Genomic DNA, 12,766 nt, shown 5'->3' on the forward strand with positions numbered 1-12,766 from the left:
TCCCCCTACTTCAACAAGTGGGGGATTAGTTTAAGTTAATAAGAAAAGAAAAAATCGATTCCAAGTGTTATTTTATTTCAACACCAAATCATCCATGTTTAGTTCAAACTCTGCATGGTCTCCGAGCGCATGTGGGACTTGTATGCTAAAGACAACAGTATTATTTAGATAGTAAGAAAAAATTCCATATGGATTTACTTCGGGATTTGAGTGATCTGCTTTTTGAAAAGCCCCGATTAGATCTTGGTTGTTAATTGTGTTTAAGTATTCAATAATCGCAGCCTGTTTTTCCTTATTTAGCTCAGGTGGATTCTCCCAATCAATATATTTTGCAACTTTTAATGTTTCAATAAAGTGCTCATCTAAAACAAAAAGATCGGATAATCTGATTTTCTCCCCTGTTTTCCAATCGATATTGGTTGTGAAAAGAAGCCGGGTCGGATACATCCCTCCATTATAATTACCAGTATATTGTATACTAAATGTATCAGAATCTGGCAGGATGACCTCGTAATCCATCTTGAGTGGAGCATCGCCATCCTGATATTGGTTTAGAAAAAGAATGACTTCATCTTTAATGAGATGATTGATTTGTTGCTCAAGTTCTGTATTTTGCATTTTTATAAGTTGAGGATAGTGTATCGTTAGCTTCCCGTTCTCATATGTTGCTGTGTCCAATTCAAAAGGCTCTGTATTTTTTTCATCATCGGTATGTTGCGATGGTACATTTTCGACCTCATCAATTTCAGCTTGTTTTGACGGTGTATCTTCGACCTTCTCTACTTCAGTTTGTTGTGGTAGTTTATTTTCGTTCTCCTTGACTTGTTTTGATGTAGTTTGTTCGTTTCCGCAGCCTGCTAATATAAAGGCGAAAGCAAAAACAATCATTATAAGTATTCCCTTCATTTATGTCTCTCCTTCTAAAATTATCCAAAAACTGCAGCGTTACTTTCTATAATATTACAAACATGAATGGAAATGAATATCAGTTGACCAATTAAAGCTTGGTTGATATCATTTAATTATCGTTTAGTAAACTTTGTTTCTTATTAGAAAACTTTTTTACATCTTACGATTACTATAGAAGGTGAAAACATGAATCTACAGACAGATGTTTGCATTGTTGGTGGAGGCCCAGCGGGTGCTCTACTTGGTTATTTATTAGCAAAAAAAGGGATATCTACCATCGTTGTGGAGCGCACTTCAGGAAACGAACGTGAATTTAGAGGTGAGCACATCAACGCCGAAACCGAAGCCATTTTAAAAGAACATCATCTTTTTGATAAAATAGAAGAACTTGGATTGTTAAAAATGAAAAAGGTTGAATATTTATATGGCAGCAACATTGTAAAATCAATCACTCCAACAATGGATGATCACGTAGGAATCCATATTCCTCAGCCACATATTTTAACAGCCATCTCAAATGAAGCAGCGCAGTTTCCAAATTATCAACTGCTTTTAAACACAAGTGTCACTGAATTAATTCAGGATGAAAAAGAAAACTATACAGGTGTAAAAGCTAAACAAAATGGACATGAAATCAATATCTCAAGCCGGGTCGTAGTGGGCACAGATGGCCGCTATTCGACGGTTCGAAAACTTGCGGACATTGCCGCTTCTGAGGAAACTCATGGTTATGATGTGCTTTGGGCAAAAATACCAGCACCAACTGGTTGGGAACCATCCACCAAAATGGTACTTGTCGATGGTCATCAACTCGCCTTGTTCACACAAACAGGCGGAATGATCCAAATTGGCTGGAATATTGAAGAAGGTACCTTTGCCGCTTTACGGAAGCAACCGCTGGAACCATTTTTGGAACCACTTTTAACAAGTTTTCCAGAATTAGAACCAATTGTTCGTGAACACATTCAATCCTGGAAAAATTTCGTTTGCTTAAAAGTATTCAGCTCAAGAGCAGAAACATGGGTGAAAGATGGTCTTGTTATCCTTGGAGATGCCGCTCATACGATGACGCCAACGGCTGCAATCGGGGTAAACTGTGCGATAAAGGATGCTCATGTTTTGGCACCTATACTTGAGCAAGCCCTAATCGATGGAGAGTTAAGCGAAACAAGATTAAAAGAATTCGAGACAGCAAGACGAGCAGAAATTGAACAACAACAAAAAATGCAATTCGAAAAAGAAGAATCATTTAAAGACAACTTTTTAGAAGTGGTCGGTTATTAAAAGTATGCAGATTAGAGCTGCATGCTTTTTTGTTGTTTAGGAAACTAAAAAAATTAATCTGTGAAGAAAGGTGCACGCAAATGGATAAAGTTAGGAAATGGCGAACCTGAAAAGTCAGGAAAGAGGTATGTGGATGGATAAAATTAGGAAATGGTTTACCTGAAAAGTTAACATTTAGGTACGCAAATGGATTAAATAAAGTCCAATTTCCAATAAAAGAAAGGATTTTCCCTATTTTTACCGAATAAAAAACTATAGGAAACATGATAATAGGGGGAACACAATGAATCTAGTCAAAATAAAGGGAGAAAAAGTAACCTTACGTCAAGTAGAAAAAGAAGATTTACCTACGCTTTGGGAGATGCGTTATGGTGACCCAAATCCAGAATGGAAAAAATGGGATGCGCCCTATTTCACCCATTAGTACATTGATAAAGAAACATATTTAAAAAAGGCTGAGCATCAACTCGTAATGCAACACCACCCCTTAGACCAAATGATTATTGAAGCGGATGGTCAAATCATTGGTACGGTCATTTTTTACTGGGAAAGTGAAGCAACAAGATGGCTTGAAATGGGGATTGTCATCTATCTTCCTGAATATTGGGGCGATGGCTATGGAACGGAAACAATTAAGCTGTGGATTGACTATTTATTTGAAACAATCCCATATATCGAACGAGTCGGATACACGACATGGTCTGGAAATCATCGCATGATCAAGGTTGGCCAAAAGCTTGGAATGACACTTGAAGCACGTATGAGAAAATGCCGTTATTATAATGGCGTCTACTACGACTCGATTCGAATGGGATTACTACGGGAAGAATGGGAAAAAATGAAATAATATGTTAGACCTGCATTTCAGGACGAAATGCAGTTTTTTTAATCTTTTTCTCAAACAAGAATTAATTTCCAATTGATATTGACACCGTTCACACCACATTATAATATTATATATGAACATATGCTCATATAGTTTATAGATAAGTGGGGATCGTTATGTATGATGTCGTTATAATTGGTGCAGGTCAAGCGGGTTTGGCTATGGGCTTCCATTTAAAAAAGACAAATCATTCTTTTCTCCTTTTAGAAAAGGCGAAGGAAATTGGTGAAGTGTGGCGAAATCGCTATGATTCATTGACTTTATTTACACCAAGGGCATACAGCGAGCTTCCGGGTCTACAAATGAATGGTGCTAGGCATGGTTACCCAACTAAGGACGAGGTTGCCGATTATTTGGCTAAATACGCATCCCACCATTCACTTCCGATTAAACTGAATACAACGGTAACTGTTGTTACAAAAACAGAAAAAGGATTCAAAATTGAAACGGCAAATGAAACACTTCATTCAAAAAATGTGGTAATCGCAACAGGTCCGTTTCAGGAACCTTTCATTCCAAGCTTTGCAGAAAACTTAACCCATCATGTATTTCAAATCCATTCGTCTCAATACATAAATCCATCCAAACTCAATGATGGACCTATATTAGTAGTAGGTGGAGCAAACTCTGGTGCACAAATTGCAGTTGAGCTAGCAAAGGAGCGAGATGTGACCCTTTCAGCTAGTCAGAAATTTACCTTTATCCCGCAAAACCTAGGTGGAAAGAGCATTTTTTGGTGGTTTGATAAATTGGGTATACTCAGAGCAAATGCAGCATCGAAAATAGGTTCTATTATTAAAAATCGTCCAGATCCCATTTTTGGATTTGAATTAAAAAAGGCTATACAATCAGGAAAAATCACTTTAAAACCAAGAACCACGAATATAAAAGAAGATACGTTCTTTTTTCAAGATAAAAGCAATCTGAGGGTACCTAATGTAGTCTGGGCAACAGGTTTTAAATCACATTATAATTGGCTGCAAGTCACAAACGTACTAGATCAAAATGGTCTGCCCATTCAAAATAGAGGAATCACAAATGTAAAGGGTCTTTATTTTTTAGGCCTCCCTTGGCAATATCGCAGGGGCTCTGCCCTACTTCAGGGTGTTGCAGAAGATGCAAAATACATCGTTCAGCATATCCAAGATGCCAAGCAAAATTAAGAAAGAAGGTTAAAAAATTGGAACAAAAGGATCATTCATTTTTATCTCAAGCGACTATTGACGAAGCGTCACGGATTTTTAAGGCACTTGCTGATCCGACGCGAATCAAAATACTTTTTTTATTGTCTCAAGAGGAATGCTCGGTCAACCATATCGCAGAGGTCCTCGAAATGTCACAATCGGCTGTATCCCATCAACTCAGCCTGCTGAGAAATTTACGGTTAGTGACATACCGCCGCGAAGGAAACACTTTCCTTTATACATATGATGATGAACATGTCATAACCTTGCTACACCAAGTCATCCATCATATTGAACACGAATAGGAGGGGAAAATGATGGGACACCATCACCACCATCATCATCACGGACACGACCACCATGGTCATCATCACCACCATCATTTCGATGAAGTGAGAGAAGGAAATAAAAAAGGTTTACTCATTGCTTTAGTTATTACCACTGGAATTATGCTGCTTGAATTTTTCGGCGGTCTTTTCACAAATAGCTTAGCCCTACTATCTGACTCAGGGCATATGCTAAGTGACGCAAGCTCGTTATTTTTAAGTTTAGTTGCGTTTTGGTTTGCAACAAGACCTGCGTCACCGAAGAAAACGTACGGATTTTACCGTTTTGAAATTTTGGCTGCCCTTTTTAATGCAGTTACGTTGTTCATCATTGCTGGCTTTATCGTGTATGAGGCATTCCAACGCTTTTTCGAGCCTCCAACAGTAGCGAGCGGAACAATGATGCTCATTGCTGGAATTGGCCTTTTGGCAAATCTGGCTAGTGCCTGGTCACTAATTAGCAAAGGCGATGTGAAAAATAACGTCAACCTTCGTAGTGCATATTTACATGTTTTAGGTGATGCCCTAGGTTCAGTCGGGGCGATTATCGCAGGCCTCTTGATGCTACTTTTTGAATGGTATATTGCGGACCCAATCATTTCGGTTGTGGTAGCCATACTTATTTTAAAAAGTGCTTGGGGCGTTTTGACACATTCGATTCATATCCTCATGGAGGGCACACCGATTACAATTAATCAGAAGGAAGTCAAAGCAACGTTGGAGGAAATTGACGGAGTAATTGATGTTCATGACCTCCACATTTGGACGATTACTTCTGGAATGGATTCACTCACTTGTCATATTTTAATCAAGGATGACCATGACAGTCAGGAAATTTTACAGCAAGCCATTGATAAAATACGCGACAAATTCAAAATCGAACATACGACGATTCAGATTGAAAAATCAGCGATTGAGCATGGGGAAATGAAGGTTTAACATTACGGGGGCTAGCTCTCAAGGCCCCCTTTCTACATAGGAGGAATTTATGAAACACAATCTCCAAAACTATATGAAATCACTAGCGGACCAAGGTTATTTTAATGGAGCAGTACTTGTTGCGGAAAAAGGAAACATTCTGCTTTCAGAGGGCTATGGTTATGCAAGCTTCCAATATAAAGTGCCTGCAACCTCAAAAACAAAATTCAGAATCGGTTCCCTTTCAAAGGCATTTACGGCAGCAGCTATTTTAAAGCTTGTTGAAGAAGGGAAACTTGGATTGAAGGATACGGTTGATACGTTTTTACCGGACTTTAAATTCGGCAATCTAATAACTGTTCATCATTTATTATCCCATACGTCAGGAATCGCTGATTTTACTTCATCACCGGACTACTGGGCTAAATCGATGAGGCTACAATCTACACTTGAACAGATTATTAGTTCCATTAATGTTGTACCACTTGAGTTTGAACCAGGAGAGAGAATGGAGTATTGCAATGCTAGTTATCTTGTACTAACCGCTATTATTGAAAAGATTACGGGAAAGTCCTATTCAGATTTTTTAACTGAAACAATATTCCGCCCACTTAAAATGATGGATACAGGTGTTGATGATGGTAGAACAATTATTCCTTTTTTGGCTACAGGCCACACATTAAATCAAACGATCATTCATTCCGAGTTTATAGACATGTCATTCCCTCTTGGGGCATATGGTCTATACTCTACAGTTGAGGATTTATTCAAGTGGGGACAAGCTATACGTAATGGGAATATTTTAAGTAAAGAGTTTGTCGACCAAATGTTTACCCCTAATCTTGATGGTTACGGTTATGGTTGGTTTTTACTAGATGAACCTGAAAAAATAGCTTGTCATTCGGGGGATATAAACGGCTTTGTAAGTGACTTTTATTTGAATTTAGAAAAAGATGTAACCGTCATTGTATTATCAAATCTAAATCTTACTCCTATAGAAAAAATGTGTAGTGACCTTTCGAAAATCGCGTTTGGTAAACAAGTAGAACCAATCGCGGTCTTTCAAAAAATAGAAAAAGAGATTGATACCAAGCAATTAGTCGGAGAGTATAAAAATGATCATACAAAGCTTGCGATTCAGCAAAAAAGAGACAGTTCCTTATTTATAACATCTCCTAAAAAGTATGGTGTTCCATATACATACCCTATTAATCTTGTAAAAGTGATAAATGATCAATTGGTTTATCAAGCTGAATTTCTATATGAAACCCTGACATTTGAAGTTGGAGATGACCAAATAACCCTGCATTATATAGACTGTTATGGCCGTGAACAAGAGTTTGTAAAAAAGCACTCCTTTTTTAAATCGGATTTTGTATAGTAAAATAGAAATATGAATGGTTCTATATTAGGAGTTGGAAACATGAGAGTTCTCGTTATAGAAGATAATGAAAGTGTTTGTTCTATGATTGAAATGTTTTTTTCAAAGGAAGGCATCGATGGTGAGTTTGTCCATGATGGCCTAAAGGGCTATAACCGGTTTAAAGAGGAAAATTGGGATTTACTTATTGTGGACTGGATGCTGCCCGGGATGGATGGGGTCACCATTTGCCGAAAAATACGTGAGGAGAAAAGCTCCGTTCCAATTATCATGCTGACAGCTAAGGATAGTGAATCTGATCAGGTATTGGGACTTGAGATGGGGGCGGATGACTATGTCACAAAGCCATTTAGCCCACTCGCCTTGATGGCACGAATTAAGGCCGTTACTCGTCGTTATAACAATAGCACTACAGATGAAGTCGAAGCAGATACCCTCCAAACCGGGCATTTTAAAATCAACAAAAATACAAGAGAAGTCATCTTAAATGGAACGCCAATTGCCAATTTAACACCTAAGGAATTTGATTTATTATGTTATTTTGCACAGCATCCGAAGCAGGTGTTTTCAAGGGAACAGTTATTGGACCGTGTGTGGGGCTACCAGTTTTACGGGGATGAACGGACAGTTGATGTACATATAAAACGGCTTCGTAAAAAACTTGGATCTGCCAACCAGCCCTTTTTCCATACAGTATGGGGAGTTGGCTATAAATTCGATGAGTCCGTTGAGGAAGAAAAATGAAATTTCGGTACATGTTTCAGCAGCTTGTTAGTCACATCAGTGTGATTGTGGTTGCGTTTATTATTTTAAGCATTGTGTTCGCGCACTACGTTGGAAACCTGCTCTTTGAAGAAAAGGTTGAGGAATTGACAACATATGGTGAGAATATCATTGGCGATATTAATCGGACATCGAATGTCGATACATTGATCCGTCAATACGCAAACATGCTAGGTGAGCGGAATATTTATTTTACGGTATTTGACGAAAATGGAGTAAGCCTGAGTGCTGTCGGTGGATTTGTACCACAGGTGGAATTAAAAAAGAAGGAATGGGACAAGGTCCGCAGTGGGCATATTGTGTCGGTCAAACAGGATTATAAGCGTTTTGAACAGGAAGTGACATTTATTGTCATGCCGTATATGCTGGGTCAAACCTTTGTCGGTGGGGTCCTTCTTGCGTCACCGATAAGTGGGACACAGGAAATGATACATGATATTAACCAATATTTGTTTTACACGATGTTTTTGGCATTGGCAGTTGCTCTTTTAATGAGTTGGATTTTATCGACAATTCATGTGAAGCGTATCCAACGTTTAAGGAAAGCAACCTCGATGATTTCCGCTGGTGATTTTTCCGTAAAATTGCCTTCATCTGATTTTGATGAAATTGGCGAGCTTTCCAATGATTTTAACGAGATGACGCAGCGATTGCAGAAATCAATGGAGGAAATCGAAAGTCTTGAGAGCAGGAGAAGGAAATTCATGGCCGATGTCTCTCATGAAATGCGGACACCACTTACAACGATTAGCGGTGTGATTGAAGGGTTAAAAAACGACTTGATTCCTGAAGAAGAAAAGGAAAAGGGAGTTCAATTAGTAAGTCAGGAAACAAAACGTCTCATTCGTCTTGTGAATGAAAACTTGGACTATGAAAAAATTCGCTCCAATCAAGTGACTCTCCAAAAGGAAATGATTGAATTAATTGAAGTTCTTGAGGTTGTCAAAGATACCCTTGAGCCACAGGCTGATGAAAAAAATGACCAAATAATTATTGAAGTCCCTGAAGATTTATCGATAACCGCCGATTACGATCGTTTGATTCAAATTTTAATCAATATTATTAAAAACAGTATCCAGTTTACCGATAACGGCATTATTTGGATACGTGGAAAAAAAGACGATCACGTAACGATCATTGAAATTGAAGATACTGGGGTGGGAATCGACCCAGCAGAAATCGAGAAAATCTGGCATCGTTTTTACAAGGCCGATGTCTCACGAACTGGAACTCCATTTGGCCAATTTGGTCTAGGACTTTCAATTGTGAAGCAACTCGTCCAGCTCCATAACGGAAAAATTGAAGTGTCTAGTGAAAAAGGAAAAGGAACCAAGTTTGAAATTCGAATTCCATCAGAGTAAAATCCACCGTTCTGGTGGATTTTCCATGTCTTTTCAAGGTTTGTTAATATTTTGTTCATAATTTTTGTCTATGATATAAATACATGGAGATAAGTTAAGGAGGAATTCCTAATGGAAAACGATAAACGTTTTGATGAATTAAATCATACAGAAGATGAACCTAACAGCTTAGAGAATAATGAAAATCAATTTGAAGAGATTCATTCCGAACAGGAAGAAATGAAACTAGAATCAGAAGTTGAGCAAGTGAAAGCAGAGCCAGTTCCATCTGAGACAGTCGAAACAGAAACGATTCAGCAATCGGCGGTAACGGAAGAAACGGCACTTCGCTCATCCAAGCCAAAAGAGAAAAAATCAAATGGGAAAATGAAAAGCTTTTTATCCATGGTATCTGCTGGTGTTCTTGGTTCAGCATTAACACTAGGAGTTGCGCCACATATTAATGGATTACAAGGATATTTCAATTCAAATGCACCTGCAAATGAGAAGCAATCAGAAGTAATTGAAGCTTCTGGACCTGTCCAAATCCAACCAACTGCTGTCAATGACTCGGCATCTTCTGTTGCGGATATGGTTGAAGATGCATCGAAAGGGATTGTTGGTATTACAAGCATGCAAGCCCAACAAAATCCGTTTAACAGAAGTAATTCACAAAGTGTCCCTAGTGGAACAGGTTCCGGGGTTATTTTCCAAAAGGATGGCGATAAAGCGTATATTGTTACAAATAACCACGTAATCGAAAATGCAAATGAAGTGGAAATCTCCCTTTATAATGGTGAAAAAACAATGGCTAAGTTAATTGGAACAGATCCGTTAACCGATTTAGCTGTTTTAGAAATAGATTCTAAAGATGTAGAAGCTGTTCTGCAATTCGGTGATTCAGAGTCATTAAGACCTGGTGACGAGGTATTTGCAATTGGAAACCCACTAGGCCTAGATTTATCAAGAACCGTTACATCTGGGATTGTAAGTGCGAAGGACCGTAGCATTTCCGTTGATACCTCTGCGGGTAGCTGGGAATTAAACGTTATTCAGACCGACGCTGCCATTAACCCTGGTAACAGTGGTGGTGCCCTTTTAAATACGCAAGGGCAAGTCATCGGAATTAACAGCTTAAAGATTGCGAATAGTGGAGTTGAAGGTTTAGGCTTTGCGATTCCTAGTAATGATGTCGTGCCGATCATTAACAATTTAATTGAAAGTGGTAAAATTGAGCGTCCATTTATCGGCATCGGTTTAGCAGATCTTGCAGAAATTCCAAGAATGTATTATGCCGACCTTCCTGAAGATATAAAAGAAGGAGTCATCGTAACAAGTGTTGCACAGAACTCAGCAGCCGAAAAAGCTGGAATGAAAATGACTGATGTCATTGTGAAGATTAATGATACTGAGGTTAAAGGCTCAATGGATCTTCGGAAATATTTATATTCGAAAGTAAAAATTGGTGATGAAATTGAGTTAAGCTTTTACCGCGGTGGCAAACTTGAAACAGCAAAACTAACCTTAACAAGCAATAATAGTGGAATTGAATAATGAATATAAAGGACCCAAGCCAAGTATGGTTTGGGTCTGTTTTACGTTAGGAATGCTTCCGACAATTTTTTCTATCACCGACAACATTTCCCGGGAAACGACAGCATGTTTTTGATAGTGACAGCAATTTAAATTTCTTCATTTCTAAAATTCCGACAGCATATTAAAAATTAAAAATTCCTTTTATTGTATAAATGTGTTATTATTTCCATAAAAATAAGAAGTGGGTTAAATATGAAATTTACAATCATATGTGTATTTCTTCTCTTTATAGTGATTGGAATCGTCAAAAACAAACACAAGAAATTTGCAAAGCAAACGGGAGTGTCCCTGACCATTCTTGGGACCTTAAATGCATTAGCGTTATATAACATCAACGACTTCTCGGGTGGCAAACCTGTTCAATACTTAGATGTTCTTTTCATCAATCCTGAAAGAATTGAAGTTTATGGGAATCTATCAATTGGAGTCGCATTAATTGGACTCATCATCTATCTATTTTCAGAGATTAAAAGATAGGAGGACTTATAATGGGCTATATTGAAGATTTAAGAGAAGTTGTCGGCAATCGACCGCTAAATTTAGTTGGCACAGCAGTTGGGGTAATCAATGAAAAAGGTGAAATCCTGCTCCAGCAACGATTGAACGGTGTATGGGGTGTACCTGGAGGGTTTTTAGAATTAGGGGAATCAACTGAAGAAGCAGGTAGGAGAGAAGTACTAGAAGAAACTGGGCTACAAATCGGGAAAATGGATCTTGTTAGTGTATTTTCTGGCAAAGAACACTATGTAAAGCTTCCAAATGGAGATGAATTTTATCCAATTACAATCGTATATGTCACGAGAGATATTGTAGGTGGGGAGCTTGATGTGAACCGCGACGAAGGAATGGATGCACAGTTCTTTAGTCTTTATAATTTGCCAGAAAACATAAATCCACTTATACCAAAATTCCTACATACATACCTGCAAACTAGAAAAGTATAAATAGCACTTGACAATCTTGCGAAAAATAAAATTATCCATGTTTTTTTAGTTCAATAGTATGATATGATAGTAGTATGTCATCAAAAGGCCTTTCATTCTTAGTACTATTAAGAATGAAAAGGGGATTTTTGATTTGAAGAAAAGAACATGGACGTATGAGGAAATAGAGTTTTTGAAGGACAATGTAGGTCGTATGAAGATCGCTACGATTGCGAATCACCTACATAGGACGGAAACGGCGGTTGAGTTAAAGATTAAGAGATTAGGACTTTCAAACACGAAATCCTTCACCGGCCAGTTAACAATGCATGAATTGGCAACTCTATTAAAAATTGATCCAAAGTCTGTAAAGCTATGGATTGATAACCATGGACTAAAGTACACAAAAAAGGCAACACGAAACACACGAAAGTTTTACTTTATTAAACCCGAAGATTTTTGGGGTTGGGCAAAAAACAATAAAGACCGAATTGACTTCTCGAAAATTGAAAAAAATGCAATCGTTCCTGAACCTTGTTGGGTTGAAGGGGAGCGGTCAAAGCAGAAGAGGGTCAATTACCGTTCATGGACAACTGTTGAAATTCATTCCATGATCGAGCTTGTTGCAATGGGTACACCATATTCTGACATTGGAAAAAGGTTAAACCGTAGCCCAATTAGCATTCAACGTAAATATCAGCGCATGAGCAAAGCCATTAGATAGACAGCATAGATAGACGACCAAACTATACAAAAGGCAAAATTGTTGAAAAACGATGACGCAAAGCCACGGGCCTAAGGAGCATTCTCTATGGTGGCCGGGTTGCTATAGAATGGAAGGGTACCTTTATTTGATGACGAAAAGATGGGAGAGGCTAGAAAAACTAGCCTCTCCCGTTTTCTTTTTCTAGATTATTGGTCTAGTGAATTTCTATCTATTTCTTTAATTCCGTTCATAATTTGTACTGTAAAACCTACGCAAATGAGAATAATACTTATAAGAATAAAATATGCTACAAACATGTAACTCTCACCTCATTATTGTTTTTCAATTTCTACTTTTAGTATAGTGGGAACCTTTATTATAGGATGTGATATGTATCACAGATTGGCCTATTTTTTATAACTTTCCACAGTGAAATTGGAATCAATTCTCGTTGTAGTTCTTTTTTAATTGTGATATATTTTTTTAGATACAATGTGTGTTCAAAAAGAAGGATAAAAAGGACCGCGTCG

General features: G+C 37.9%; 12 protein-coding genes, 1 pseudogene and 1 riboswitch. Of the genes and pseudogenes, 12 read left to right on the forward strand and 1 reads right to left on the reverse strand.

What is annotated here, in order from left to right:
* Window positions 1–72: 72 nt before the first annotated feature.
* Window positions 73–906, reverse strand: a complete 834-nt coding sequence (locus V7112_RS15905; RefSeq protein WP_335421530.1) for a hypothetical protein — start codon at window positions 904–906, stop codon at window positions 73–75.
* 189 nt (window positions 907–1,095) lie between these two features.
* Between V7112_RS15905 and V7112_RS15910 the strand changes: the two genes are divergently transcribed.
* The 12 genes and pseudogenes from V7112_RS15910 (at window position 1,096) to V7112_RS15965 (ending at window position 12,254) form a co-directional block, all read left to right on the forward strand.
* Window positions 1,096–2,193, forward strand: a complete 1,098-nt coding sequence (locus V7112_RS15910) for an FAD-dependent monooxygenase (RefSeq protein WP_335421532.1) — start codon at window positions 1,096–1,098, stop codon at window positions 2,191–2,193.
* 283 nt (window positions 2,194–2,476) lie between these two features.
* A pseudogene (locus tag V7112_RS15915) lies at window positions 2,477–3,040 on the forward strand (GNAT family N-acetyltransferase).
* Between the two features lie 155 nt (window positions 3,041–3,195).
* Complete coding sequence (locus tag V7112_RS15920; RefSeq protein WP_335421534.1) at window positions 3,196–4,242, forward strand: flavin-containing monooxygenase; 1,047 nt, start codon at window positions 3,196–3,198, stop codon at window positions 4,240–4,242.
* A 17-nt stretch (window positions 4,243–4,259) separates the two neighbouring features.
* A complete protein-coding gene (locus V7112_RS15925; protein ID WP_335421537.1) occupies window positions 4,260–4,568 on the forward strand; it encodes an ArsR/SmtB family transcription factor in 309 nt (102 codons plus the stop codon).
* 12 nt (window positions 4,569–4,580) lie between these two features.
* Complete coding sequence (locus V7112_RS15930; RefSeq protein WP_335421592.1) at window positions 4,581–5,528, forward strand: cation diffusion facilitator family transporter; 948 nt, start codon at window positions 4,581–4,583, stop codon at window positions 5,526–5,528.
* Window positions 5,529–5,577: 49 nt separating this feature from the next.
* Entirely contained in the window at window positions 5,578–6,888 is a 1,311-nt protein-coding gene (locus V7112_RS15935; RefSeq protein ID WP_335421539.1) for a serine hydrolase domain-containing protein, read from the forward strand.
* A 42-nt stretch (window positions 6,889–6,930) separates the two neighbouring features.
* Window positions 6,931–7,632 (forward strand): response regulator transcription factor, encoded by a 702-nt coding sequence (locus tag V7112_RS15940; protein WP_335421541.1) that lies wholly within the window; start codon window positions 6,931–6,933, stop codon window positions 7,630–7,632.
* A complete protein-coding gene (locus V7112_RS15945) occupies window positions 7,629–9,032 on the forward strand; it encodes a HAMP domain-containing sensor histidine kinase (protein WP_335421542.1) in 1,404 nt (467 codons plus the stop codon). The genes V7112_RS15940 and V7112_RS15945 overlap by 4 nt, the downstream gene beginning before the upstream one ends.
* Before the next feature lie 111 nt (window positions 9,033–9,143).
* On the forward strand, window positions 9,144–10,565 hold the full coding sequence (locus tag V7112_RS15950; protein WP_335421544.1) for a S1C family serine protease: 1,422 nt from the start codon (window positions 9,144–9,146) through the stop codon (window positions 10,563–10,565).
* 234 nt (window positions 10,566–10,799) lie between these two features.
* A complete protein-coding gene (locus V7112_RS15955; RefSeq protein WP_335421546.1) occupies window positions 10,800–11,084 on the forward strand; it encodes a hypothetical protein in 285 nt (94 codons plus the stop codon).
* Window positions 11,085–11,095: 11 nt separating this feature from the next.
* Entirely contained in the window at window positions 11,096–11,551 is a 456-nt protein-coding gene (locus V7112_RS15960; protein WP_335421548.1) for an NUDIX hydrolase, read from the forward strand.
* Window positions 11,552–11,684: 133 nt separating this feature from the next.
* Window positions 11,685–12,254: a DNA-binding protein gene (locus V7112_RS15965; RefSeq protein ID WP_335421550.1), complete on the forward strand. Its 570-nt coding sequence runs from the start codon at window positions 11,685–11,687 to the stop codon at window positions 12,252–12,254.
* A gap of 22 nt (window positions 12,255–12,276) precedes the next feature.
* A riboswitch (cyclic di-GMP riboswitch) is annotated at window positions 12,277–12,361 on the forward strand.
* Window positions 12,362–12,766: the final 405 nt, after the last annotated feature.

This window comes from Bacillus sp. JJ1566, assembly GCF_036962685.1.
In the GTDB taxonomy this organism is placed as follows: domain Bacteria; phylum Bacillota; class Bacilli; order Bacillales; family Bacillaceae_L; genus Ferdinandcohnia.

What these genes read in the sequence shown, in the direction of transcription:
- V7112_RS15910 (WP_335421532.1), top strand. Translation starts at nt 1,096, where the DNA reads ATGAATCTACAGACAGATGTTTGCATTGTTGGTGGAGGCCCAGCGGGT.
- V7112_RS15945 (WP_335421542.1), top strand. Translation starts at nt 7,629, where the DNA reads ATGAAATTTCGGTACATGTTTCAGCAGCTTGTTAGTCACATCAGTGTG.
- V7112_RS15920 (WP_335421534.1), top strand. Translation starts at nt 3,196, where the DNA reads ATGTATGATGTCGTTATAATTGGTGCAGGTCAAGCGGGTTTGGCTATG.
- V7112_RS15955 (WP_335421546.1), top strand. Translation starts at nt 10,800, where the DNA reads ATGAAATTTACAATCATATGTGTATTTCTTCTCTTTATAGTGATTGGA.
- V7112_RS15960 (WP_335421548.1), top strand. Translation starts at nt 11,096, where the DNA reads ATGGGCTATATTGAAGATTTAAGAGAAGTTGTCGGCAATCGACCGCTA.
- V7112_RS15905 (WP_335421530.1), bottom strand. Translation starts at nt 906, where the DNA reads ATGAAGGGAATACTTATAATGATTGTTTTTGCTTTCGCCTTTATATTA.
- V7112_RS15935 (WP_335421539.1), top strand. Translation starts at nt 5,578, where the DNA reads ATGAAACACAATCTCCAAAACTATATGAAATCACTAGCGGACCAAGGT.
- V7112_RS15950 (WP_335421544.1), top strand. Translation starts at nt 9,144, where the DNA reads ATGGAAAACGATAAACGTTTTGATGAATTAAATCATACAGAAGATGAA.
- V7112_RS15940 (WP_335421541.1), top strand. Translation starts at nt 6,931, where the DNA reads ATGAGAGTTCTCGTTATAGAAGATAATGAAAGTGTTTGTTCTATGATT.
- V7112_RS15930 (WP_335421592.1), top strand. Translation starts at nt 4,581, where the DNA reads ATGGGACACCATCACCACCATCATCATCACGGACACGACCACCATGGT.